At 69.2% G+C, this 24,124-nt stretch carries 26 protein-coding genes; 15 read left to right on the top strand and 11 right to left on the bottom strand.

Going from position 1 to position 24,124, the window contains the following annotated elements; genetic code table 11:
* Positions 1–13: 13 nt before the first annotated feature.
* Genes NUT86_RS05315 through NUT86_RS05300 form a run of 4 tightly spaced genes read right to left on the bottom strand, consistent with a single transcriptional unit; the run spans position 14 to position 1,618 of the window.
* Positions 14–265 carry a hypothetical protein gene (locus tag NUT86_RS05315; RefSeq protein WP_274740777.1) on the bottom strand — a complete coding sequence of 84 codons (252 nt, stop codon included), beginning with the start codon at positions 263–265 and terminating at the stop codon, positions 14–16.
* Positions 256–711: a hypothetical protein gene (locus NUT86_RS05310; RefSeq protein ID WP_274733750.1), complete on the bottom strand. Its 456-nt coding sequence runs from the start codon at positions 709–711 to the stop codon at positions 256–258. Before NUT86_RS05310 ends, NUT86_RS05315 begins: the two co-directional genes overlap by 10 nt.
* Positions 708–1,199 carry a hypothetical protein gene (locus tag NUT86_RS05305; protein WP_274733748.1) on the bottom strand — a complete coding sequence of 164 codons (492 nt, stop codon included), beginning with the start codon at positions 1,197–1,199 and terminating at the stop codon, positions 708–710. Before NUT86_RS05305 ends, NUT86_RS05310 begins: the two co-directional genes overlap by 4 nt.
* Before the next feature lie 5 nt (positions 1,200–1,204).
* Positions 1,205–1,618 carry an ATP-binding protein gene (locus NUT86_RS05300; protein WP_274733746.1) on the bottom strand — a complete coding sequence of 138 codons (414 nt, stop codon included), beginning with the start codon at positions 1,616–1,618 and terminating at the stop codon, positions 1,205–1,207.
* A 369-nt stretch (positions 1,619–1,987) separates the two neighbouring features.
* Between NUT86_RS05300 and NUT86_RS05295 the strand changes: the two genes are divergently transcribed.
* Together NUT86_RS05295 and NUT86_RS05290 are read left to right on the top strand one after the other, a co-directional pair.
* Positions 1,988–3,430, top strand: a complete 1,443-nt coding sequence (locus NUT86_RS05295) for a Tat pathway signal protein (protein ID WP_342456222.1) — start codon at positions 1,988–1,990, stop codon at positions 3,428–3,430.
* A 75-nt stretch (positions 3,431–3,505) separates the two neighbouring features.
* Complete coding sequence (locus NUT86_RS05290) at positions 3,506–3,994, top strand: SAM-dependent methyltransferase (protein WP_274733744.1); 489 nt, start codon at positions 3,506–3,508, stop codon at positions 3,992–3,994.
* Positions 3,995–4,104: 110 nt separating this feature from the next.
* Here NUT86_RS05290 and NUT86_RS05285 read toward each other — a convergent pair whose 3' ends face one another.
* Positions 4,105–4,344: a hypothetical protein gene (locus NUT86_RS05285; protein ID WP_274733741.1), complete on the bottom strand. Its 240-nt coding sequence runs from the start codon at positions 4,342–4,344 to the stop codon at positions 4,105–4,107.
* Positions 4,345–4,443: 99 nt separating this feature from the next.
* Between NUT86_RS05285 and NUT86_RS05280 the strand changes: the two genes are divergently transcribed.
* Both NUT86_RS05280 and NUT86_RS05275 read left to right on the top strand, forming a co-directional pair.
* The gene (locus NUT86_RS05280) at positions 4,444–5,940 is read left to right on the top strand and encodes a hypothetical protein (RefSeq protein ID WP_274733739.1); all 1,497 of its coding nucleotides are present in this window, start codon (positions 4,444–4,446) and stop codon (positions 5,938–5,940) included.
* Complete coding sequence (locus NUT86_RS05275; protein ID WP_274733737.1) at positions 5,937–6,467, top strand: GNAT family N-acetyltransferase; 531 nt, start codon at positions 5,937–5,939, stop codon at positions 6,465–6,467. Before NUT86_RS05280 ends, NUT86_RS05275 begins: the two co-directional genes overlap by 4 nt.
* A 513-nt stretch (positions 6,468–6,980) precedes the next feature.
* On the opposite strand, the gene NUT86_RS05270 is transcribed toward NUT86_RS05275, so the two are convergent.
* Complete coding sequence (locus tag NUT86_RS05270; protein WP_274733735.1) at positions 6,981–7,328, bottom strand: hypothetical protein; 348 nt, start codon at positions 7,326–7,328, stop codon at positions 6,981–6,983.
* 915 nt (positions 7,329–8,243) lie between these two features.
* Here NUT86_RS05270 and NUT86_RS05265 point away from each other — a divergent pair.
* From NUT86_RS05265 to NUT86_RS05220, 10 genes are all read left to right on the top strand, one after another.
* Positions 8,244–8,552, top strand: a complete 309-nt coding sequence (locus NUT86_RS05265; RefSeq protein WP_274733733.1) for a helix-turn-helix transcriptional regulator — start codon at positions 8,244–8,246, stop codon at positions 8,550–8,552.
* Between the two features lie 52 nt (positions 8,553–8,604).
* Positions 8,605–9,873, top strand: a complete 1,269-nt coding sequence (locus NUT86_RS05260) for a tyrosine-type recombinase/integrase (RefSeq protein WP_274733731.1) — start codon at positions 8,605–8,607, stop codon at positions 9,871–9,873.
* Positions 9,874–9,949: 76 nt separating this feature from the next.
* Positions 9,950–10,774 (top strand): HipA family kinase, encoded by an 825-nt coding sequence (locus NUT86_RS05255; protein WP_274733729.1) that lies wholly within the window; start codon positions 9,950–9,952, stop codon positions 10,772–10,774.
* Positions 10,735–11,166 (top strand): DUF3037 domain-containing protein, encoded by a 432-nt coding sequence (locus NUT86_RS05250; protein WP_051104208.1) that lies wholly within the window; start codon positions 10,735–10,737, stop codon positions 11,164–11,166. Before NUT86_RS05255 ends, NUT86_RS05250 begins: the two co-directional genes overlap by 40 nt.
* A gap of 251 nt (positions 11,167–11,417) precedes the next feature.
* Complete coding sequence (fabG, locus tag NUT86_RS05245; RefSeq protein ID WP_093639969.1) at positions 11,418–12,179, top strand: 3-oxoacyl-ACP reductase FabG; 762 nt, start codon at positions 11,418–11,420, stop codon at positions 12,177–12,179.
* Between the two features lie 29 nt (positions 12,180–12,208).
* Positions 12,209–12,979, top strand: a complete 771-nt coding sequence (locus tag NUT86_RS05240; RefSeq protein WP_159490916.1) for an SDR family oxidoreductase — start codon at positions 12,209–12,211, stop codon at positions 12,977–12,979.
* A 123-nt stretch (positions 12,980–13,102) separates the two neighbouring features.
* Positions 13,103–14,068 carry an aldo/keto reductase gene (locus NUT86_RS05235; protein ID WP_159490918.1) on the top strand — a complete coding sequence of 322 codons (966 nt, stop codon included), beginning with the start codon at positions 13,103–13,105 and terminating at the stop codon, positions 14,066–14,068.
* Positions 14,069–14,179: 111 nt separating this feature from the next.
* Positions 14,180–14,848: a uracil-DNA glycosylase gene (locus NUT86_RS05230; RefSeq protein WP_037742653.1), complete on the top strand. Its 669-nt coding sequence runs from the start codon at positions 14,180–14,182 to the stop codon at positions 14,846–14,848.
* A 123-nt stretch (positions 14,849–14,971) separates the two neighbouring features.
* Complete coding sequence (locus tag NUT86_RS05225; RefSeq protein ID WP_274740380.1) at positions 14,972–15,508, top strand: hypothetical protein; 537 nt, start codon at positions 14,972–14,974, stop codon at positions 15,506–15,508.
* Positions 15,509–15,796: 288 nt separating this feature from the next.
* On the top strand, positions 15,797–16,705 hold the full coding sequence (locus NUT86_RS05220) for a Gfo/Idh/MocA family protein (RefSeq protein WP_018091657.1): 909 nt from the start codon (positions 15,797–15,799) through the stop codon (positions 16,703–16,705).
* On the opposite strand, the gene lnt is transcribed toward NUT86_RS05220, so the two are convergent.
* The 5 genes from lnt to NUT86_RS05195 form a co-directional block, all read right to left on the bottom strand.
* Positions 16,674–18,206 carry an apolipoprotein N-acyltransferase gene (lnt, locus tag NUT86_RS05215; RefSeq protein WP_274733722.1) on the bottom strand — a complete coding sequence of 511 codons (1,533 nt, stop codon included), beginning with the start codon at positions 18,204–18,206 and terminating at the stop codon, positions 16,674–16,676. The two genes, NUT86_RS05220 and lnt, sit on opposite strands and share 32 nt — an antisense overlap.
* A 140-nt stretch (positions 18,207–18,346) precedes the next feature.
* Complete coding sequence (locus NUT86_RS05210; protein WP_093639987.1) at positions 18,347–18,829, bottom strand: nuclear transport factor 2 family protein; 483 nt, start codon at positions 18,827–18,829, stop codon at positions 18,347–18,349.
* A gap of 60 nt (positions 18,830–18,889) precedes the next feature.
* Positions 18,890–20,833: an ABC transporter ATP-binding protein gene (locus tag NUT86_RS05205; RefSeq protein ID WP_274733719.1), complete on the bottom strand. Its 1,944-nt coding sequence runs from the start codon at positions 20,831–20,833 to the stop codon at positions 18,890–18,892.
* Positions 20,834–21,069: 236 nt separating this feature from the next.
* Complete coding sequence (locus NUT86_RS05200) at positions 21,070–22,596, bottom strand: sensor histidine kinase (RefSeq protein WP_274733717.1); 1,527 nt, start codon at positions 22,594–22,596, stop codon at positions 21,070–21,072.
* Positions 22,597–22,638: 42 nt separating this feature from the next.
* Complete coding sequence (locus NUT86_RS05195; RefSeq protein ID WP_266441938.1) at positions 22,639–23,172, bottom strand: winged helix-turn-helix transcriptional regulator; 534 nt, start codon at positions 23,170–23,172, stop codon at positions 22,639–22,641.
* Between the two features lie 116 nt (positions 23,173–23,288).
* Between NUT86_RS05195 and NUT86_RS05190 the strand changes: the two genes are divergently transcribed.
* Positions 23,289–24,062 carry a methyltransferase domain-containing protein gene (locus tag NUT86_RS05190; RefSeq protein ID WP_274733714.1) on the top strand — a complete coding sequence of 258 codons (774 nt, stop codon included), beginning with the start codon at positions 23,289–23,291 and terminating at the stop codon, positions 24,060–24,062.
* The last annotated feature ends 62 nt before the right edge of the window (positions 24,063–24,124 follow it).

Below are 24,124 nucleotides of genomic sequence, written 5' to 3'. Positions count from 1 at the left end.
GGAGGTATCTGGGTCACAAGTCCTCGAAGAGAAAGGGGAGATGGAACGGGAAAGCACGGTCGTGCCGGGGCCAGAGGTGAAGGCGGCCGATGAGCTGGGCGACGAGGCGGCACGTCTCGGTGATGGCCGGAGCGGCCTGGCCATGCGCCAGCTGAAATCCGAATGCCACGGCTACAGCTGCCGGTCCGCCCCGCAGCTTCTGGCCGCGGATCAGCACCACCATCAGCACTCCCAGCACCACGACCGCAGGCACGGTCAGGCGCATGTCGCCGCAGCCAGCCGACGGGCAGAACTGACGTGAAACATCCGGTCGGCCACCGCAACGAGGTCGGTGAGGTGCCGTGGATCGGACGGGAGTAGCCACAGCCGGCCATCGCAGCCACCGCGGTGCCGACCGTCGATGGGGCAGGAAAGATCCCGCCCTCGAACCCCCAGTCGCTCGCCATCCAGGCTGTGCCGGCACTCTGCGGCCACCGCCACGTAGAGCTGTCGGTGCCGAGGGCAGCACAGGACCGGGCCCACGGGCTCGCCTTCATAAAGGAGGGCCTCCAGGGCCGGAAGCCCTGGCTGCAGGCCAAGCGGCAAGATCGCCCAATCCAGTTCGGCCAGCGGATCGGGGAGCGGCTTCTCGGCCAGCTGCACCCACCACGCGTACCTCGTGGCCGAGGTGACGTCGCGCACGGCGGAGGCCGGGTCCGCGACAGTGATCACCGGTGGCACACTCGCTTCACACCACGCGACGTGTTTCCCCAAAGGAGGCCCGCCCACCGGCTGGCCACCCCGGACCGATCCAGGGGCGTAGGGCGGTCGATAGCCGACTCGGCGAACGCCTGCTCGTCGACGGCTGCCCAGACCAGGAGCAACTGGGTGATATCAGCCAGGTGTACAAGATGGATGCGTGCACGGACGTCGTCCTGCAGCACCTCTCGGCGACGCAGTTCATGGGCTTTGACCAACAAGCGGCGCAGCTTCTCGGGCGCGCTGTTCAACCCCTCAGGGGCCAGCAGACCGGACAACGCAACGATGTGGGCCTGCAACCGTTCCACCAGGTCTTCGACATCCGCCTGGGATGTTGGGAGCCGTACCGAAACGTCGAGTACGAGCGCAACCGTCTCTGATGCGGCGGCTGTTGCCGACCGGGCCACCCGACGGCGAACCTTGGTCGACCGCCGCAGGGCAGCGGCGATGCGCTTGGCCAAGCGAGTCACGATGCAGCCCTTCCCGCCTGGGAGTGAAGGTCGAAGGCCAGCCAGACCCGCTTGCCGATCCCTTCTTGCGCGGGCATCACACCCCACCCGTCAGCAAGCGCCCCGACAAGCTCCAGGCCGCGACCGGACTCGGCTTCGCAGGGGGCACGGCGCAGTTGGGGGCGTTGCTGTGACGGATCTTCGACGGTGATCAGAAGCTGTTCGCCGGAGCAACGCACCGTCATCGTCACCACGTCGTTCGTCCCGTGGCAGCCGTGAACGACGGCGTTCGCCACCAGCTCGCTCGTCGCGATGACTGCCCCGTCCATGACCGGATCCAGCTTCCAGTCGTGGAGCTGCTCGCGTAGCCGGTGACGAACGCCGGAAATCTCCGAGAGCCTCGCAGGAATTGCAGCTTGCATGCTCAGCATGGGCGGCCTCCGGCGTCGGTTGAACCACCTGGATGAGCGGCCCTTGATGGCTCTGTCCGCAGGCCAGTTGGACGCCTGGGACCTGCTTTTCCCGCCGAGCGAGCCACAGAGACCGTGCTCGGGCCCAGCGAGAGCAGTGCCGCGAAGAGACCGGACGAGGCCGCTTGCGAACGATGTGGCTGGCATGGCGTCGCCTCCAGGCGTCAAGGAACGTGAAGGGGGACGGCTCCTCTGCTCCCTATACAGCGCGAAGATCGACGTCCCCTCGGAGGGCGAACGGCGGCTAAGCGGTGCGAGTTTGGACCACGGAGGAATATCGTCGTGATGAGAGAACCGTGAAATGACGGTCAGAGGTACCCCGTTGCCTTCGTGGATGCCGTCAAAGCCGTCAAAGATCATTTGCAGACCGAGGGGCGCACCATGGCGCGCACACGCAACACCCTGCTGGCGTCGGTCATCAAGGAAACCGGCTGGCCACAGACTCAGGTAGCCGCACACGTCGTGAGGGTTGCCGCCGAGAACGGTGCAGACGAACTGCGCTCGGTGTCGCGCTCGCACATCGCGATGTGGATCAGCGGGACACGCCCCGAGGGGGTGGCGACCCATATCCTCTGCGAAACGCTCTCGCGCAGACTCGGACGCGTCATCACGCCGGAACAGATCGGGCTCGCCCCGGCTGAGCCAGCGCCGGCGATGCCCTCGACGTGGGACCTCGACACGGTGACCGCTCTGGTGAACCTCGGAGACGAAGACAACATGGACATGAACCGTCGGCAGCTGCTGGCGGCCACCGCCTACTCTGCGGTTGGCACTGCGCTCCCGCCCTCCGGATGGTGGGAGAGGGCTGCAGAGCAGGCACGTACAAGGCGCCCGCTTACTCCCTTCATCGTCTCCTCCGCACACGTCGATGCAGTACGCGAGGCAATGGCCTTCTACTCCCGTCAGGACCAGCGCCTCGGCGGGCAAGCCGGCCGCTCTGCCCTGATCGCTTACCTCAAATCCGACGTCACCGACTACCTCAGCAGCCGCTTTGCCTCGGAAGAGGTACGCCGTGAGTTCGCTTCCGCCGCCTCCGAATTGACCTACCTGGCCGGGTGGACGGCCTTCGACTCGTCGAACCACAGCAAGGCGCAAAAGGCATTCCGCGTTGCCTTCCACCTGGCAGCCGAGGCAGACGACGCTCCCCTCGCCGGCCACATTCTTCGAGCGGCAGCCCACCAAGCGGTCGACCTCGGTCATCCGCAACGCGCCCTCGAACTTGCAGAAGGGTCCGTCGAGCGCTCCCGATATCACCTCGCGACCCCACGGGAGCGAGCACTGCTCGGCGTGGTCCACGCCCGCGCCCTTGCGGCGGCCAGGCGGAAGACCGAAGCGCTTGCAGCACTTCGCCTTGCCGAGTCTGATCTCAGCAAAGCGAAAGGAGGCGGTGAGGAGCCAGCCAGGGTCTTCTTCTTCGCCGAAGCATCCCTCGCACACGAAACCGCCGCCACACTGCGCGACCTCGGCGACCTGAAAGGTGCGGAGTCCGAGTTCAAGCGCAGCGTCCGCACCCGCGCACTCCCCCTCGCGGCCCGCACACACGCGGTCACGCTCGGATACCTCGGTGACGTACAGGTCAGGCAGGGGCAGATTGACGCGGCCTGCGCTACGTGGCAGCAAGCACTGGACACCATGAGCGGCATCCAGTCCGGCCGTGCACGAGAGGTGGTCGTGCGGATGCGCCAAGCGCTTTCCCCGGTGCGGGGACGAGGCGGATCCGCCGCGGCAGAACTGGATCGGCGTGCTCGCGCCATGCTGCGCGGCATAGGCTGACCGAGCCGTTACAGCGGGGACCTGTTGAGACTGCCGTGTCCTCGTTTGTTGGGACTCGCAGGAATGAGGACATTGATGTCTGGGGCGTTCGAGGTCAAGCCCGTCGCGACAGTGGTTGGTGGGCACATGGTGCCTGCCGACGATTTCCAGGGCGGCGTGGAGTCGATCATCCGGGTCAACGAGGAATTCCCCCTCGAAACGCTCCAGGGCATCGAAGAGTTTTCCCACCTCGCCGTGATCTGGCGGTTCAGCCTGGCCTCGCCAGCTGACGTCGAGCTTCACGCACGTAGCCCTCGGGGGAACACGAGGTGGCCAGCCACAGGGACATTCGTCCACCGCAATCACCGGCGTCCCAACCAGTTGGCAACGTCCTACCCACGCCTGCTGAGTGTGGACGGCCATGACTTGGTCGTGACGGATTTGGACGCCGTTGACGGCACTCCAATTATCGACATTGCCCCCTGGTTTCAGGAAATGGGCCCCCGCGGCCGAGTGCGCCAGCCGGAATGGCCCGGCGAAATGCTCGCCCAGTACTGGACACTCGCTAGTGAGCGCGGAAATTGAGTCGATCGCGCCCCCTGAGTGACAGCGGGCGACTGCCAGCGATCCCCTGAGAGACCTGACGTTCCTCAGCGGCCCCGGAGAAGGGGCAAAGGAGGTATGCGGAGCCCCGGTCACGACTGTGCCGAACTGGGCCAGCCCGTGAGCCGGCACGCAATGCTGTGCAGCGACGGAAGATCCACGAATGGCTGTGTGATCGTGGGCTTCGACTCCCACTTGTAGAGCCGGCGCTCACCCAGAGCCGGAATCGGAACGTACTCGTTGGTCTTGTGGCCGTATGCGTTGTGGACGGTCAGCACGAAGTCACCTCCGTAGGTCGAACGGACCAGCCCCTCGGGGCGGGCGCCCCACACGAGGTCCCACCCACTCGGAGGCCGGATGTGGAACCAGGACACAGGGAGGCGGGCCCTGCTGGCAGTAGGGGGCGGCGTGAAAATCGCGAACTTCTCAGCGTGAGTGCGAAAATCCGCGAATTCGCGCCCGCAGGCACAGTGATGACTTACCGTCCATATGTGAGGACCGTTCGCAATGCTCCAGGTGAGCACTCCAACTCGGGTAAACGGGAACCCAATCGGGCCTTGGAGGAAGCGCTCCGTCAGGCTGGCTGGTCGCCGCGAGAGCTGATGCGTGTACTCAACCCACGTCTGACAGCGGTCGGTGAACCTGCCTTGCACCTCACAGCTGCACATGGCTGGTTGGCGGGCGGACGACCGAGATCTCAGACGGTGAGGCGGCTGACCGTCACCGCGCTCAGTGAAGCCACGGGAATCCCGTACACCGTCGCCGGCCTCTGGGGCGATCAGCGCAACGGGAAGGAAGCGGAGAGAGGCGCCACCGACGACCTGCTCGGGCGCCGCTCGCTAGACGATGTTCTGGCCTCGGCCGCGGCTTGGACCGCAGCGGACCCGCGCGACCAGGCCAGTACCAAGTCGGCCAGCGAGGAGCAGCTCTTCGGGGCGGTCTGGGACGCAACCCACCAGGCTGCTTCTCAGTCGCGCCTTTGCCCGGGAACCGACCAGGTCCTTCCTCCGATGATGGATGTTCTTGAAGGCCACCTTCGGGGGCTGCGCCGCCTGGATGACACGGCGGGTGGTGGAGCTCTGCCTCAGCGCTACGTGCGAACCGAATTGCTCGGCGTTCTAGACCTATTGCGTAACAGTCGTTGCTCTCCTGAGATTCGCCTGCGTCTGCTCACCACAGCCAGCGGCTTGTCGCAACTCGCCGGTTGGATGGCATTCGACGCCGATCTAGCTGCCCCCGCGCAGCGCTATCAGCTGTTCGCCATCCGTCTTGCTCGCGCAGCTAGCGACAGCAATGGTGCCGCCAATGTGCTGGGCATGCTGGCCTATCAGCATGCGGCCACCGGCAAGCCTTCCTCTGCGCTGCGTTTTGCGGAGGCCGCAGTTGAGCACACTGCTGGAAGTGCCCCCACCGTGCGTGCGCGAGCCCTCGGCCGCCTAGCCACTGCTCATGCTGCTGCGGGCGATATTGACGTTTTCCGTAAGGTCACTGACCAGTGTCGCGTACTGCTGGACCACCGTAGAGACGATGATCCTCCATCGTTGTACTACTTCACAGCAGAGCAGGTGGCAGCTGAGTCAGGGCATGCCTTGGTGGAACTGGCTGCTGCGAACCCTGCGCAGGCGCGACGCCTCCTCGCAGAGGCCACGGACTTGCTCACACCCTTGACGGACCACGGGGCGAACAGCGGGTATCCCCGCTCTGCGTTGCTGCACGGCATACACCTGGCCCGAGCCCACCTTCTCCGCCGGGACTCGGAGACCACTGTCGGCACGCTGCTTCACCTGGCTGGTCGTGTCCCCGACGTGCAGTCGATCCGTTGCCGCAATCTGCTGAGTCGAATTCGACGCCAGGTCGGTAGCCGCGTCCAGTCAGGGGTATGTGCTGATGCGCTCGTAGCGGTGGACAGGGCACTATCGGCTACATGACGTTCCTCAGCGCCGCTCGGCCGTGCCAGACGGGCACCCCATCCCTGACAGCCACTTCCTATGGTGATCCTGAAGCCCGGCGCCTTACGCGAGCGCTCCACGCCGAGCAGGTTGCTGTCTACGGATTCGCTGATGACCCTGATGACACTCCGGCAAGTCACTTTGTATTGCCGCAGGGCCTCTTCGTCATAGCCCGGTGTGACGATTCGCCAGAGGCAGTCGGCTGCGGGGGCTGGCGGCTCCTTTCGCCGGGTACCGCTGAGATCAAGCGTATGTACGTGACGCAAGAGGGCAGGGGTAGAGGAATAGGACGGAGGATTCTGGAGCATCTGGAGTCGCAGGCGGTCTCTCGTGGTGTGATCCGGATGGTCCTGGAAACGGGAGTTCGGAACGATGCGGCACTCGCCCTGTATCGAAACTGCGGATATCAACCCTGCCCGTCGTACGTTCCAGGTAGAGACTCAAGCGTCAATCGCGCTATGGCCAAGTCCTTGTCTCTCTCCACTTCGAAAGTGAGCGCTCAGTAACCCACAGGCACGTACGGTATCTCCAAGCTTGCCTCCGCCGACGGTGCACTGGGTTCTGGAGGACTTCGCATCGGTTGATGTCAGTCGGTAACCCCACCGTTTTCGTCGGCGCGTCGCACTGCCTGCTTCTCAAGTCGCCGGGCGCACATGCCCCGGACATCACTACGCAGCACCTGTTGCGGATCGAGGGGGCGTTCTCGGAGCGCTCGAGGGCGACTGCCACACTGCCTGCTCGATCCCACGCTGCATACGCCGCCACCCTGGTTCAGCTACGGTTCGCCGCTGACGTGATGGAGTCGGCGCCTGGTAGAGCGGTCAAAGCCGAGTGCGTCCACTCGGTCGGAAATGAACAGGCCCTTCTCGACGAAGTTGTGCAGTAATGTGCGAGCCTGGTGCACTCCCTTCTCCGCAATAGGGCCCAGATGGGAGGGCTCCACAAGGCCGTCGGCGGGAATTCGCCCACGGCAGACAAGGACGAACTCCAAAAGGCTGGAAACCTTCGCCGAGACCATGTCAAAGTGCAACGTCCCGGATATCGCCAAGCCAGAGGTGCAGTTGTTCCGGTGCGGCCAGGGTTGTGACTTGTTCGGAATCCTGCACCGCACCCACTGCCTTGCTGGCATGGTCCCTGCTTTGGAGGCTTGTCTGTCTGGCTCCGCTATTCGATCCGCCCGCTTCACTTCCCCCGTCCTCGGTGCGCTCGGTGCGCTGAACGCTTGGTCCGGCCAGGCGGCGGGTGACTACCAAGCCGTCTCCACCGGCCTGTGCCTCTGCGTTTGCGCGGCCGGACTGTTCGGCGAGGATCTGCTGCAACGCGGCTATCGCCGCGACCGGGCCGTCCTCGCACACGTCGCGGCACACACCGGAGCTGATTCTCAGTACGTAGCCCGTGCCAGCGGGGCCACTGATTGCGTTGCAGCGCGAAGTCTTGACCGCCTCATGAATGACGGTCTTCTGGTACTTGTAACGGACGACGCTACCCCAGCCCTGCGTTCATACCGGCTGGGTTCCTGACTGCGGTCAGCCTGAGAACCTGTCGGATTCCTTAGATGCGAAGCGAAACATAGACCACGATCGCCGGTTAGCCAAACCGGCGATCGTCGCGACTATTGAGGAGTTCGCGCTCGGCTGCGCTGGCGGTGGAGCCGTGGCGGACACAGATGGCAACGCCGCATTCATGTAAGGAGGAAGTAAGCGGCCTGCGCCAACTGTCGCTCTGAAATTTGCAGCGCATCTCCGTCGGAAGGCGATACCTCCGCCGAGTAGGCATGGGGTGTCGGTGCTGTTGATTCCGTTCTGTCGCCCCGCATTCTCCTCCGGAAGGAACACATCTCTCTAATGCCGAGGCGGACTGTATTCGCGAGGTGGCGTCATGGCGGTAGCGCTCCGACCTGGGCAAAAGTGCAGGAAGGTCTTCGCCCTGCGTGACGCGTGTATGCCGGCATGGCTGCGGAACGGCGACCAGACCGCAGAGCACATCTTCGCGGTGGCCGAGTGCGTCGGCATGAGCGCCCCTCGTCTCGCCAAACGCTTCGCGGACTGCCTTCGGAAGCCGTCACCGGCTGAGATCCCTTGGGGCCGCCTCGCAGCTGCCCTCCGCCTCCCTGGCCTGACAACCGAGCCGATCGCGGCGGTGCGCCGCCCGTAACGCCGCCGTGCCGAGCTGCGGCATGTCCGCGAAATCTACCGCTGCCACACCACAGCCGATTGGTGGGCGGAGAACCGGTTCTCCGCCCACACGGGCCCACCATCTCCCGCACCCGCAGAAATCCCTACATGACTGTACGACCGCTGCTTCCTTCTTCGGTTGCGCCCGCTCCCGGGAGCGCCGCAAGCGCCGCATTCCTCAACGTCAAGGACACCGCCGAGTACCTCGGCCTGTCACCCCACACCCTCTACGTATGGCGGCATCGACGGCAGGGACCGCCGAGCTTCCGCATGGGCCTCCGCGGCCGCGTCATGTACCGGCGGGAAGCCCTCGATGCCTGGATCCGTGAACAGGAGCAGGCCGACTCCCGCACCAACCCGGCGCTGAACCCGCTGAGCGCAGCTCCGCACCAGCGGTACGGCCGCCCCAGCGCCTGACGCCTCGTACGCCGTTGAGTGCCGTTTCCACCCCCCAGTGAATGAGAGTTACTTGGCCGGCTACATAGAAGACCGCTGGATCAAGAAGAAGAAGGACCCGGTCACCGGGAAACGAGAGCGAACCGCTCGCTACGGCAAGGGAAAGCGGTACAAGGTCGCCGGTATACCCGGGGTCCGGGACCGTTCCTTCGACACCCTGGAGGACGCCAAGGCGTGGCTTCGGCGGACAGCCACGGACGAAGAGCGCGGCGAGTTCGTGGACCCGCGTGACGGATCCATCACGTTGGCCGACTACATCTCTATTCACTGGGCGCCAGGCCGAGGTGGTGTTCCGAAGACTCGAGACAACCAGGAACGGAGAGTGCGCCTTCACATCGTTCCTCATCTGGGTGAGCTCGCACTCAGGAACATCACGGCGGCGGATTTGCGCTCGTACATAGCGAAGTTGGAGGCCAGTGTCTCCTCGGTCGACTATAGGCGCGGCATCCTGTCCGAACTTTCCTCCATTCTGGAGGCGGCCGTCGATGACAAGCGGCTTGCCAGGAACCCCATGGACGCGAAGTCCGTGCGGTGGCCCAAGGCGCCACAAGAGCGACGCGAGGCTTGGCTGTTGGAGACGGCGCTGCGAGTCCGTGACGCGATCAGCCCGCGAAACCGGATAGCCGTCGTAGTCGGTCTGGGCTGCGGGCTGCGTCAGGGCGAGGTGTTCGGATTGAGCCCGGAGGACATCGACTACGCGCGAGGTGTCCTCCACGTCCGCCGCCAAATTCAGGCGATCAGGGGAAGGTTGTACTTCGCCCTGCCGAAGGGAGCCAAGACCCGTACCGTCGACATGCCCCCTTCGGTGGCCGAGGAGCTGAAGCGTCATCTCGACGCGTTCCCGCCAGTGGAGGTGGAGCTTCCGTGGGGGAAGCTGGAGGGGCAGGGGAGGAAGTCTTCCCTGCTGCTCACCACTCGATTCGGCAACGCCGTCGCGGTGAACACGTGGAACACCTACACCTGGAAACCCGCTTTGGCGGAGGTTGGCGTCATCCCGCCGCGTGCCAAGGGGGCGAAACCCTGGCAGTGGGCGGCGGCCCCGAAGGACGGGTTCCACGTGCTGCGGCACACCTATGCCTCGATCATGCTGGAGGCCGGAGAGTCTGTCGTGACCTTGGCGCGGTGGCTCGGGCACTCCTCGCCCGCGATCACCCTCGGTTACTATGCCCACTTCATGCCGGAGGCCGGAAGCAAGGGGCGCACTGCCATCGACGGACTGCTCGGGAAGCAGGGAGAACTGCATGCCATTCGAAACTCCCCAGATTCTCCCCAGGGCCGTTGACGGGCGATGTCCGCTGCTGCACCCGTCCGAAGTTGACCGTGGATTGCAAGGCTGAAGAGACGGATGGCCTGGGAAAATGCTTGCAGAAGTGACAGCGACTCGCTATGTCACGCCCTTGCGTGAAGGTGGATCGCTCCCGGGGATCGTCGAGGCCGACGACCTCGGTACCTACATCATGAAGTTCACCGGTGCCGGGCAAGGGCGGAAGACGCTCGTTGCCGAGATCATCTGTGGGCAGCTGGGGCGTCGGCTCGGGCTGCGGGTGCCGGATCTGGTGCGGATGCAGCTCGATCCCGTCATCGGGCTGAGCGAGCCCGACCAGGAGGTCCAGGAGCTGCTGAAGGCCAGTGGCGGGCTCAATCTGGGCATGGATTACCTCCCCGGATCGCTGGGCTTCGATCCGCTCGGCTTCGAGGTGAGTGCCCGGCAGGCGGGCCGTGTGGTGTGGTTCGACGCGCTGATCAACAATGTCGACCGGTCCTGGCGCAATCCCAATCTGCTGGTGTGGCATGGCGAACTGTGGCTGATCGACCATGGCGCGGCGATGATCTGGCACCACAACTGGCCCACCGCGGAGAAGGCTTCGGTCCGTCCGTACAACGCCTCCGACCATGTCCTCGCCACCTTCGGGCCGGATATCGCGTCGGCGGCCGACGAGTTCGCACCACAGATCACCGAAGAGCTGCTGACCGGGATCGCGGCGGATGTCCCGGACGAGTGGCTGGCCGACGAGCCCGGCTTCGACTCCCCGGACGCCCTGCGGCAGGCGTATGTGAACACTCTGCTGGCCCGGGCCCGGACGATCAGCGATCACATCGCTCTCGGGGAGCCCACCAAGCACAAGCCCTCGCAGGCACCGGAATGGCTGGCGGGAAAGCCGCCGCGGAGGGCAGTGAAGTGACCGGTCTGCACAACGGGCGGGATGTTTTCGAGTACGCCCTGCTGAAGGTCGTGCCCCGGGTCGAGCGCGGCGAGATGATCAATGCCGGGGTGGTCGTGTACTGCCGTGCCCGGCGCTTCGTCGAGGCCAGGACCCATCTGGACGAGGCCCGGCTGCTGGCCCTTGACCCCACGGTCGACGTGGCCGGTGTACGGGCCGCGCTCGGCGCCGTCGAGGGCATCTGCCAGGGCGGTGAGCGGGCCGGGCAGGCGGCGGGGGACGACGCGGGACGTCGCTTCCGCTGGCTGATCGCACCGCGCAGCACCATCGTGCAGCCGGGACCGGTGCACACCGGCCTGACCGCCGATCCCGCCGCCGAGGCCGAGCGGCTGGTGGAGTTGCTGGTGCGCTGAGGTCACCGGATCGCTGTGCGGGGCGCCCGGCGCCGCCTTCGGGCGGGGCCGGGCGCTCTGTTGTGGGACACCCGTGCGCCGGGGCCCGGCCGGTCTCACAGGTGAGGTGGGCAACGGCGCGGTGGTGGGGCGTTGACAGCGGGTTGCCGGGCTTCTAGCGTCAGCCCTGCTCAGGCTACTAAGCGGTTGCTCACCCACGGGATCGGTGCGGCGGACCGCTTGTCGAGGTTTCGAGGGTGAGGAGAACCCGCATGTCCACCACCGAGCAGCGCGTCGCCATTGTCACGGGCGCGGCCCGCGGTATCGGCGCGGCCACCGCCGTACGCCTGGCCGCCGAGGGCCGCGCCGTCGCCGTACTCGACCTCGACGAGGCGGCCTGCAAGGACACCGTCGAGAAGATCACCAAGGCCGGTGGCAAGGCCATCGCGGTCGGCTGTGACGTCTCGGACGCGGAGCAGGTCGAGACGGCGGTCGCCCGGGTCGTCGCCGAGCTCGGTGCGCCGACCGTCCTCGTCAACAACGCCGGTGTGCTCCGCGACAACCTGCTCTTCAAGATGAGCGAGAGCGACTGGGACACCGTCATGAACGTGCATCTGCGCGGTGCGTTCCTGATGTCCCGCGCCTGCCAGAAGCACATGGTGGACGCCAAGTTCGGGCGGATCGTCAACCTCTCCTCCAGCTCGGCGCTCGGCAACCGCGGGCAGGTCAACTACTCGGCGGCCAAGGCCGGTCTGCAGGGCTTCACCAAGACCCTCGCCTTCGAACTCGGCAAGTTCGGCGTCACCGCCAACGCCGTCGCCCCCGGCTTCATCGTCACCGACATGACGGCCGCCACCGCCGAGCGCGTCGGTATGGGCTTCGAGGAGTTCCAGGCCGCGGCCGCCACCCAGATCCCGGTCCAGCGCGTGGGCCGGCCCGACGACATCGCCAACGCGATCGCCTTCTTCACCGGCGACGCGGCCGGCTTTGTCTCCGGCCAGGTCATGTACGTCGCCGGCGGCCCGCTCAACTGACCGCCCCACCGACCTCAGGAGTTCTGGACATGACCGAGCACGACAACGGGCTCCCCGAGCCCACCGGCAAGGTGGCGCTGGTCACCGGCGCCAGCCGCGGTATCGGCTACGGCATCGCCGAGGCCCTGGTGGCCCGTGGCGACCGGGTCGTCATCACCGGCCGCAACGAGGACGCCCTCAAGGAGGCCGCCGAGAAGCTGGGCGCCGACCGGGTGCTCGGCGTCGCCGGCAAGGCACATGACGAGGCCCACCAGGCGGTCGCCGTCGAGCGCGCGATGGAGGCCTTCGGCCGCGTCGACTACCTCGTCAACAACGCCGGAACGAACCCGGTGTTCGGCCCCATCGCCGACCTGGACCTGGGTGTGGCGCGCAAGGTGTTCGAGACCAATGTCGTCTCGGCGCTCGGCTTCGCGCAGCGCACCTGGCACGCCTGGCAGAAGGACAACGGCGGCGCCATCGTCAACATCACCTCGATCGCCGGCCTCGCGCCCTCGCCCTTCATCGGCGCGTACGGCATGAGCAAGGCCGCGATGGTGAATCTGACGCTGCAGCTCGCCCACGAATTCGCGCCGGGCGTGCGGGTCAACTCCATTGCGCCCGCGGTGGTCAAGACCAAGTTCGCGGCCGCGCTCTACGAGAACCGCGAGGAGGAGGCGGCGGCCGGCTACCCGTTGGCGCGGCTCGGCGTCCCGGAGGACATCGGCGGGGCCGCGGCCTTCCTGCTGTCCGACGCCTCGGGCTGGATCACCGGCCAGACGCTGGTCGTCGACGGCGGTCTGTTCCTCAACGCCGGGGCCTGACGGCACCGGGCGGGCCCTGAGCGGCCTTGCCCTGGTGTGCGCTCCAAGAGGCAGAGTCCGTGGTGCCGGTCCTCATCAGGGCCGGCACCACACCCGTCAGCGGACCTGTCAGGGAGACATGCCATGCACTACCGCACGCTCGGCGGCGATCAGGGGCCCCGCATCAGCGCGATGTGCCTGGGGACGCTGCCGTTCGGCACAACCGTCGACGAGCCGACCTCCTTCGCCGTGCTGGACCGCTTCGCCGAGGCCGGCGGCACCTTCGTCGACACCGCGAACCACTTCGCCTTCTGGGCCCCCGGCGCCACCGGCGACGAGAGCGAGCTCCTGCTCGGCCGCTGGCTGCGCAGCCGGCGCGCGGCCGGCCGTACGGTCCTGGCCACCAAGGTCGGCGCCCGGCCGGACCCGGCCCGTGGTGCCGTACGGTCCGCTCATGCCGAGGGCCTTGGCGGGCCGGCCGTCCGCGCCGGGATCGAGGGCAGCCTGCGCCGCCTGGGCACCGACCGGGTGGATCTCTACTACGCGCACCTGGAGGACCGCAGCGTCCCCCTGGACGAGACCGTCGAGGCGCTGGCCCGTCTCGTCCAGGACGGCACCGTGGGCACCCTCGGGGCCGGGAACCACCGGACCTGGCGGCTCGCGGAAGCCCGGCTCATCGCCGCCGGGCGCGGGCTGCCCGGCTTCCGCGCCGTACAGCAGCGGCACACCTACCTGCGCCCGCGCCGGGGCCTGCCGTCCGACCTGCGGGGGGAGGCCGACGAGGAGCTCCTCGACTACGCGGGGGCACACCCCGACCTGACGCCGACCGGGTATGGGACGCTGATGGGGGGCGCCTACTCCCGGGCGGACAGACCGCTTCCGGAGCGCTACGACCATCCCGGCTCGGTGGCCCGGCTGCGGGTGCTGGCGGAGGTCGCGGCGGAGTGCGGGGCCACCGTGAACCAGGTGGTGCTGGCGTGGCTGATGGGCGGCCCGGTGCCGGTGGTGCCGGTGCTCGGGGTGAGCTCGGTGGCGCAGCTGGACGAATGCCTGGCGGCGCTCGCGCTGCGGCTGGACCCGGTCCAGCGCGCCCGGCTCGACACCGCCTGAGGGGGCAGGCCCGGGCCCGATCGGCCCGCGGACGGCGTTGTCAGTGGTCGCCGGTAGGTTCTTCAACTGAGAACGCATCGCACACCGGAGGTTGTTGACGTGGTGACCGACATGCTGCCCGAGTCCTGGCGCGGGGTCCTCGGCGAGGAGTTGGAGAAGCCCTATTTCAAGGAGCTGACCGACTTCGTCGAGGAGGAGCGGGCCAACGGTCCGGTCTATCCGCCCCGCGAGCAGGTCTTCGCGGCGCTGGAGGCGACGCCCTACGACCAGGTGAAGGTGCTCATCCTGGGCCAGGACCCGTATCACGGTGCGGGGCAGGGCCACGGCCTGTGCTTCTCCGTGCAGCCCGGCGTCAAGACGCCGCCGTCGCTGCGGAACATCTACAAGGAGATGAAGGAGGAGCTGGGCCACCCGATTCCGGACAACGGATATCTGATGCCCTGGGCCCAGCAGGGTGTGCTGTTGCTGAACGCCGTCCTGACGGTCCGCGAGGCCGAGGCCAATTCACACAAGGGCAAGGGGTGGGAGAAGGTCACCGACGCGGTGATCCGTGCGGTGGCCTCCCGGCCCGACCCGGCGGTCTTCGTGCTGTGGGGGAACTACGCCAAGAAGAAGCTGCCGCTGATCGACGAGGAGCGGCATGCCGTGGTGCAGGGGGCACACCCCTCCCCGCTGTCGGCGAAGAAGTTCTTCGGCTCCCGCCCCTTCACCCAGATCAACGCGGCGGTCGCCGCGCAGGGCCATGCCCCGATCGACTGGCGCATCCCTGACCTGGGCTGAGCCGGCGGGCGCGGCCGGCGGGCCCGGCCACCCGGTGCGTCGCGCACACCGCGCGCAGCTCCCTTCCGGCGGTTAGCGTCGAGGGAACGGCAGCGCGGTGTGAGCGGATACGGGAGTGCAGTGGTGGAAACGCGGCGGGAGGCGACGCCCGAGGACGGGGTGCTCACCCGGATCGGCCAGGCGATCATGCTGCATCGCGCCGGCGACCGGGAAGAGGCCCGCAACCGTCTCTCGGCGCTGTGGTACGAGATCGGGCCGCATGGAGACGCCTTCCACCGCTGCACCCTCGCCCACTACATGGCCGACACCCAGGACGACCCCCGGGACGAACTCGACTGGGATCTGCGGGCCCTGGAGGCGGCCGAGGGCTTTGTCACCGAGCGGCCCGCGGGCACCGCCGCCACACCGGGGGAGTCCCGGGTCGCCGACGGCCCCGGCCCCCGCCACCCCCTCATCGCGCTCCGGGCGTTCTTCCCGTCCCTGCATCTCAATATCGCGGCCGATTACGCCGCCCTCGACCGGCCGGCCGACGCCCGCGCCCAGCTGCGGCGGGCGCGGGCATCGGTCAACGCCCTCGCCGACGGCGAATACCGCCAGGGCCTCAGGGACGCGATCGACCGGCTGCAACTGCGCCTCGACGGGGCCGCGGGCACGCCATAGCGGCACGGAACGACGTCACCGCCAGCGGCAGGGAACGACGTCACCGCCCCAGCATCCCGTCGAGCAGGGCCGACGAGAGCGCCTCGGCGACCGCCTGCACATAGCCGGACCCCGCCCCCTCCCGCCGGGCCCCGGGCATCTCGCGCGGGTGTCAGCACCGACGCCTCCCGTGACACCGGATCCGGCCCTGCGGACCATGGACGGGATCGCCGACGGGTGGCCGCCGACCGGCACGTATGCTTCCCGCACGCAGGGCACCACCAGCGCGGCACAACCCAGGGAGCACGAGTGAAGGTCGGCTGCATCGGACTCGGCGACATCGCCCAGAAGGCGTACCTCCCCGTCCTGGGCACACAACCGGGGCTCGAACTGCATCTGCACACCCGCACCCCGGCCACCCTGCAGCGGGTCGGCGCCACCCACCGGCTGCCCGCGGCACAGCTCCACCCCGACCTGGACTCGCTGCTCGCCACGGGCCTGGACGCCGCCTTCGTGCACGCCGCCACCTCCGCCCACCCCGAGATCGTGACCCGGCTGATCGAGGCCGGCGTACCGACCTATGTCGACAAGCCGATCGCCTACGAGCTGGAGGCGTCCCAGCGCATCGTCGCGCTCGCCGAGGAGCGGGGAGTGGGCCTCACCGTCGGCTTCAACCGCCGCTTCGCGCCCGCCTACGCCCAGTGCCGTGAGCACGCCCGCGATCTGATCCTGATGCAGAAGAACCGCATCGGCCTGCCCGAGGACCCGCGCACCCTGGTGCTGGACGACTTCATCCATGTCGTCGACACCCTGCGGTTCCTCGTCCCCGGGGAGGTCGACCACATCGATGTGCGGGCCAGGATCCGGGAGGGGCTGATGCAGCATGTGGTGTTGCAGTTGTCCGGCGACGGGTTCACCGCCGTCGGGACGATGAACCGTCTCAGCGGCTCCACGGAGGAGATCCTCGACGTCTCCGGGCAGGACACCAAGCGCCAGGTCGTCAATCTCGCCGAGGTCATCGACCACAAGGGGCAGCCGAGCGTCCGGCGTCGCGGCGACTGGGTGCCGGTCGCCCGTCAGCGCGGTATCGAGCAGATCGTGCTGGCGTTCCTGGACGACGTACGGGCCGGCCGGCAGCCGTCCGCCCGGGACGCGCTGCGCACCCATGAACTCTGCGAACGGGTGGTCACCGACGCGCTGGCGCAGACCGCCTGCTGAGCGCCCGCAGCCCCGCATACCCGCCGGCGAGCACCAGCGTGCCCATCGCCCCGTACACCGCCCAGTCGCCGAACCGGGTGTACGGGCTGGTGCCCTCGGCCAACGGCAGGTCGTAGACGGCCGCCGTGCTGCGGTCGGTGCCGAGCCGCTCGCCGATCTGCTCGCCCCGCGGGCCGTACACGGCACTGATGCCGGTGAGGGTGGCGTGCACCATCGGCCGCCAGGTCTCCGCGGCGCGCAGCGCGGCCAGCGAGGCGTGCTGCGCGGGCGCCCAACTGCCCTGGAAGGTCGAGGTCGAGGACTGGGCGACCAGCACCTGTGCACCGTCGCGCACCAGATGGCGGCTCATGTCGGGAAAGGCGCTCTCGAAGCACACCAGTGGCCCGACGCGCAGTCCGCCCGCGGTGGCGACCGGAATCACCACCGGGGCGGTGCCCCGCAGCCGGTCCGTCGGGGCGGCCTTGCCCACCCGGGTCGCCCAGCCGAGCAGGGACCGGAACGGGATGTACTCGCCGAAGGGCACCAGCCGCATCTTGGCGTAGCGGTCCCCGGTCGGCCCGTCCGGCCCGATCAGCACCGCGCTCTTGGAGATGCCCGGCCGGCCGGCGTGCGCGGAGTCGGCGTTGATCAGCAGCTCGGCGCCGGTCCGCCGGGAGAGCGCGGCGAGGCGTTCGGCGAGCGCCGGGTGGTCCGCCGGGTCCTGGGAGAGGCTGCTCTCGCCCCAGACGACCAGCCGCACCCCGCGGCCCGCCAGCGACCGGGTGAGCGTTTCGCTCCGGGCCAGCCGTTCCGCCGGGGTGCCGGTCAGGTTGGGCTGGACGACGGCGATCCGTACCGTGCCGGCGGCGCGGGGGACCGGCGCCCAGAACCAGACCGCGGTGACCGCCAGCGCGCACACCAGCAGCCCCGCGACGGCGGGCAGCCGTGCCGCCGGGCGGGCGATCAGCTCGGCCAGTGCGGTGTTCACCGCCACGATCAGCAGGCTGACCAGCCACACCCCGCCGATCGACGCCAGCCGCAGCGCGGGCGGCACCTGCCACTGGCCGGCGCCCAGCAGCCCCCACGGGCCACCCAAGTACTCCCAGGACCGCACCAGTTCGACCATCAGCCAGGCCGAGGGCACCAGCACCAGCGCGGCGGCGCACTGGGCGGCGCCGGGCGCACCGCCCAGCAGCGCACGCACCAGCAGCCCCCAGGGCGCCCACAGCGCGCCGAGCAGCAGGGCCAGCACGAGGATGAAGATGTGCAGGCTCGGCAGCAGCCACTGGTGGACGGCGAGTATGAAGCCGGTGCCGCCCAGCCAGCCGTCCAGCGCCGCCCGCCCGTAGGTCGGCGCCGTCCGTACCAGCAGCAGCCAGGGCACCAGGCAGGCATACGCCAGCCACCACCAGGAGGGGGCGGGGAAGGTGAGGGCCGGCACCGCACCGGCGAGCGCGGCGGCCAGGCCCCGCGCCCAGGGGGAGCCGAGCCACCGCGCCTGCTGGCCGAGCGGTCTGTCCATGCCGGGCTCCCTGGTGCCGGTTTTCGCCGGTCGGACGGCCAGTGTGCGCGGGTGTGCCGATCAAGGAAAGGGGGGTCGCCGCAACAGCCGATAGCGGGACGTCACAGCCGATGTCGGGCCGCGGCGGACGGCGGGGCCGGTCAGTCGTCCACCGGCCGTACCTGGCGCCACTTCTCGTGGACGACGACCCCGGTCAGCCGCCAGCCGTCGGTGGTGCGGCGGGCGGTGAATTCATAGCGTCCGGCGCAGGTGTAATTGGGGGCGGTCGGCCCGTCCCCGGTGTCCGACGCGGGGCCGGCGAGCCGCATCGGGTTGAGGTAGTCGGCCTGGACCGTGGCCGTGTCGCCTGGGGCGCCGTCCCGCCGGGCGAGGGTGATACGGCGGTTGACGATCAGATGCTGCCGTATCGCGAAGTGCCGCAGCATCTCGGCGAGCCAGGCCGCCATCTCCTCGGCGCCGCCCTCGATGCCGCCCGCCGAGCGGTAGTCGGCCCGGCCGTCCGGGGTGAACAGGGACAGAAAGCCGGGCCAGTCGCCGTCGTCCAGGGCGATGGCGTACCCGGTGACCAGATCGTCGAGGGCGAGGCGGTCCATGAGCGTGGAGTGTTCCGCGCGCTGCGTCATCGCCTCAGTTTTCGGCATACCGAGGCCCCCGCCAAGAGGCGGGGGCTCACCGGCGCGGCGTCAGTTCACCAGCGCCGATTCCGGCAGGAGATCCGGGCCGGAATCCGGACGCCCGGTTTCCACCGCGGCGGCCGGCCGGTCCTCCGAGTCGGTGAACTGGGTCCGGTACAGCTCCGCGTACCGCCCCTCGGCCGCCAGCAGCGTCTCGTGCGTCCCGCGCTCGACGATCCGCCCGCCCTCGACCACCAGGATCTGGTCCGCGGCCCGTACGGTCGACAGCCGGTGGGCGATGACCAGTGCGGTACGGCCGTCCAGCGCCTCGGTGAGCGCCTCCTGCACCGCCGCCTCGGAGGTGTTGTCCAGGTGGGCGGTGGCCTCGTCCAGGATCACCACCCGGGGGTGGGCGAGCAGCAGCCGGGCGATCGTCAGCCGCTGGCGTTCACCGCCCGAGAGGCGGTAACCGCGCTCGCCGACGACGGTGTCCAGCCCGTCGGGGAGCCCGGCGATCAGATCCTCCAGACGGGACCGGCGCAGCGCGTCCCACAGCTCCGCCTCGGTCGCCTCCGGCTTGGCCAGCAGCAGGTTCTCCCGGATCGAGTCATGGAAGAGGTGCCCGTCCTGGGTGACCATCCCCAGGACGTCGCGCAGTGAGGCGGCGGTCAGATCGCGGACGTCCACCCCGGACAGCCGGACCGCCCCCGCGTCGGTGTCGTACAGCCGCGGCAGCAGCTGGGCCACGGTCGACTTCCCGGCGCCCGAGGAGCCGACCAGGGCGACCATCTGGCCGGGTTCGGCGCGGAAGGAGATGCCGTGCAGGACCTCTTCGCCGCCGCGGGTGTCCAGGGTGGCGACCTCCTCCAGGGAGGCCAGCGAGACCTTGTCGGCGGACGGATAGCCGAAGCGTACGGAGTCGAACTCCACGGACACCGGGCCCTCGGGGACCGTACGGGCGTCCGGCTTCTCGGTGATCAGCGGCTTGAGGTCGAGCACCTCGAAGACCCGCTCAAAGCTGACCAGCGCGCTCATCACCTCGATATGGGCGCCGGACAGCGCGGTCAGCGGGGCGTAGAGCCGGGTGAGCAGCAGGGCGAGCGAGACGATCGCGCCGGCCTCCAGCTGTCCGCGCAGCGCGAGGAAGCCGCCCAGGCCGTAGACGACGGCCAGCGCCAGGGCGGAGACCAGGGTGAGCGCGGTGACGAAGTACGTCTGGACCATGGCCGACCGGACCCCGATGTCACGCACCCGGCGGGCCCGGGTGGCGAACTCGGCGGACTCGCGGGCCGGACGGCCCATCAGCTTGACGAGGGTGGCACCCGGCGCGGAGAAGCGCTCCGTCATCTGCGTGCCCATCTCCGCGTTGTGGTCGGCGCCCTCCCGGCGCAGATCCGCCAGCCGCCGGCCGACCCTGCGGGCGGGCAGCACGAACACCGGCAGCAGCACCAGCGCGATCAGGGTGATCTGCCAGGACAGGGTGAGCATCACCCCGAGGGTCAGCAGCAGCGTCACGATATTGCTGACGACCCCGGACAGGGTGTCGCTGAACGCCCGCTGCGCACCGATCACATCGTTGTTCAGACGGCTGACCAGCGCTCCGGTGCGGGTGCGGGTGAAGAACGCGATCGGCATCCGCTGGACGTGGTCGTACACCGTCGTGCGCAGATCCAGGATCAGGCCCTCGCCGATGCTCGCCGACAGCCAGCGGGTCAGCAGCCCCAGGCCGGCCTCCGCGACCGCGATGACGGCGATCAGCACGGACAGGCCGACGACGATGGACGGTGAGTCGCCGCCCACGATGGCGTCCACCACCCGGCCCGCGAGCAGCGGGGTGGCCACCGCGAGCATCGCGGTCACCGTGCTCAGGACGAGGAACCACACCAGCTGCCGGCGGTGCGGGCGGGCGAACGCGGTGATGCGGCGCAGGGTGCCGCGGGAGAAGCGGCGTCTGCCCTGCTGCGCGGTCATCGAACTGTGCAGTGCATGCCAGGCGGTGACTTCCATGTCCATCGTGGCCTCCAGGTGCCGGGGTCGCGTCACGGGATCGCCGTGAGTGACCGGCGACTTAACAGGAACCTAGGACCTCAACCAATGTTGAGGTCAAGCGATTCCGGTGTGCGGTCACCCGTCAGGGCCTCCACGGGGCACCACGGTGTCATCCTGCGCCGGGCGCACAGGCACCGCGAAGACCTGCACGCCGCGCCGCGCACGATCGTTCCGCCGAACGGGCCGTGCCGTCCGGCGGATCAGGAGCCGGACCCGCCTTTGAGGGGGCGCTCCCAGGTCAGCGGCGGGTGTGAGCCGTCCGGGCGGCTCACCGTCAGCCGTACGCCCGCCCGTCCGCCGGGCAGTGTGGCGGTGGCATCCACGACGACCGACACACGGGCCGGCTGCGGAGGCGCCGAGGCCTCCAGCGCCGCCAGCGCCTCGCCGAGCGCGGCCATCAGCTCCCGGCCGCCCCGGTCGTCGACCCGCGCGTCGACCGGGCCGACGAACTGCACCGACGGGCGGCCGCCGAGCGCCGCGGTGGCCGCGCCGGCCGCCCGCAGCACCCGGGTACGGAGACCGGGCGGTGCCTCCGACGGCCCCTGCTGGAGCGCGATGATCGCCGTCCTGATCTCCTGGATCGTCGCGTCCAGCTCGTCGATCGCCCCGCCGAGCCCCTCCCGCACCTCCGGCAGCACGGCCTTGCGCCGCGCGGTCTCCAGCAGCATCCCGGTGGCGAACAGCCGCTGGATGACCAGATCGTGCAGATCGCGGGCGATACGGTCGCGGTCCTCGAAGACGGCGAGCCGCTCGCGGTCCCGGTGCCGGTCGACGAGGACCAGCGCCACCGCGGCCTGGGCGGCGAACTGGGTCGCCAACGTCCGTTCGGGGTGGCTGAAGCGGCGGTCGCCGGACATCCGGCACAGCGCGAGAGCGCCCAGCACCCGCCCGTGGCTGCGCAGCGGCAGCAGCATCGTCGGGCCGTAGTGGCGCGACAGCGGGGAGACCGAGCGGGGGTCGGCGGCGAAGTCGTCGGAGAAGACCGCGAGTCCGGCGTGCAGTTGGTGGAGCACCGGGCTCTCCGGCGGGATCCGGCCGCGAAAGGCCTCGGTCCGTACGGCCTCCGGCAGCACGGTGGAGATCGCCACCACCTCCATACCGCCCTCGGCGTGCGGCAGCAGGACCGCTCCGGTCGCCGCCTCGGCCAGCTCCCGGCCCTGCTCCGCGACGACGGTGAGGGCGTTCGTCGCCGTGGAGCGGGTCTCGGGCCCGGCCAGCAGAGCCGTGGTGACGGATGCCGCGCCGTCGATCCAGCGTCTCCGCTGCCGGGCGGCGGAGTGCATCCGGGCATTGCTCAGGGCGATCCCGGCCTCGGTGGCCAGCACCCGCACCAGATGCAGATCCCCCTCGCCGAACTCCTCGCCGTCGCCCTTCCCCGCGAGATACAGCGTGCCGAACAGCTCCCCCCGCACCTGGATGGGCACCTCCAGCTCGGCCCCGGCGGGCGGCTCGGCCTCGGGGGAGACGCCGTGGGCGATCAGATCGCCCGGCCCGCCGTCCTCGTCGTGGATACCGACGGCGGCATGGCGCGCACCCGTGAGGGAGGCGGCGGTCTCCGCGATACGGTCCAGCGCACGGCGCAGATCGTGGTCGGAGCCGACCGCCACCATCGCTTCCAGGAGCTGCGGAAGCCGGGAGACCGGCCCCCCGGCCAGCGCACGCAGGCTCTGCGCGGTCCGTTCGGGGAGTTCTCCCGCGGGGTCCGACGGCTTCAGGGCACACCTCACACTTTCCGGCGTTCCGGACAGTCTAATTCGCCCGAAAGTGTGTTATTCGAGCTGCTCGGACGCGGTGTCCGGGCGAGGCGCACGGGAGGCGATCAGGGGGCCGATCACCTGGGTGCCGGGTCCGGTCCGCCCGCCGGGGCCGGGCAGCTGGCAGGTGTTGTCCGTCGTCAGCGGCTCACCGCAGTGCCCGCACACGGCCACCATCGTGGTGTCCCGGTCGCAGCTCAGATGGTGGATACGGGCCGGGGGGCCGGCCTCGCCCGCGTACCAGCGGTCGCCCCAGTTCATCAGCGCCAGCAGGACGGGGTAGAGCTCCCGGCCCTTCCGGGTCGCCACGTAATGCTCACGCGGCGGCCGCTCCTGATAGCGCTCGCGGGCCAGGACGCCCTCCTCGACCAGCCGCGACAGCCGGGCGGTGAGGACCTTGCGGGAGATGCCCAGGTCGTGGGCGAGCTCGTCGAACCGGCCGATCCCCGTCAGTACGTCACGCATGATCAGCGCCGTCCAGGCGTCGCAGAACAGGTCGGTGGCGCGGGCGATCGAGCAGGCCACGTCGGACAGCGGGGTGCGGGTCATGGAGTGAGCGTACCGAAGTTCCCTGAGGGAACTAAGGCTGCTAAGTTCCCTCAGGGAACGCGTCATGCACCGGCCGCAAGGGCGCCGGGGCGGTCGACGACCGAGGGGAGAACGCCATGGGCAGCGCTCCGCTGATCGCGCTGGACTCCGCCGGCCCGGACACGGTCGACGGACGGCAGATCCGGGCGGCCGCCTTCCAGGGCGTACGGCTGGCATACACCTCCGGCGTCCTGGAACGCCTCGGCCGGCCGCGGTCCGGGCGCGCCCTGGTCGTGGGCAGCGGCCGCGGACTGCTGGCGCGCGGCCTCGCCGGACTCGGCTTCCAGGTGACCGCCGTCGATCCGTCGGAGTCCGCGAGCGCGCTGGCACAGGCGGCCGCGGAGCGCGACGGCCTCACCATCGAGCACCGCACCGCACCCGCGGAACGGCCGGCCGTCCCCGAAGCCGCCTTCGGCCTCGTCTATCTCGCGGACACCCTGGAAATCACCGCCGACCCCGACCGGGTGGTCGAACAGGCCGCCCGCGCCCTCGCGCCCGGCGGCGTCCTCGTCTACGACACGGTGAACCGCACCCCGGTATCCCGGCTGGTCTACCTCGTGGCGTTCCAGCGCCTGCCGATGACCCGGATCATGCCGGCCGGGCGGTATGCCGCGAGCCGGCTGCGCACACCGTCCGAAGTCGCCGCGCTGCTGGCGCGCCACGGTCTCACCGACGGCGGTATCTGCGACTTCAAGCCGCGCAGTGTCCGCGGTCTGATTGCGGGTGTACGGGCGCGCCGCGCCGGCCGGGTGACCGACGACGTGCTCGAAACCATGGTCGGCTTTGCGCTCGCCCCCGGGAGCAAACCCTTGGTTACCTATCTCGGCCACGCCCGCAAGGGTCGACTTTGAGACAACCTTCAGATGTCCCGGCCGCTGGGACTTGGACGCCTCGGCCTGCGGGTAAGCCGTAG

This window comes from Streptomyces sp. G7(2002) (assembly GCF_028870195.1).
GTDB lineage: Bacteria > Actinomycetota > Actinomycetes > Streptomycetales > Streptomycetaceae > Streptomyces > Streptomyces nigrescens.
This window is presented reverse-complemented; position numbering and strand designations above follow the sequence as displayed.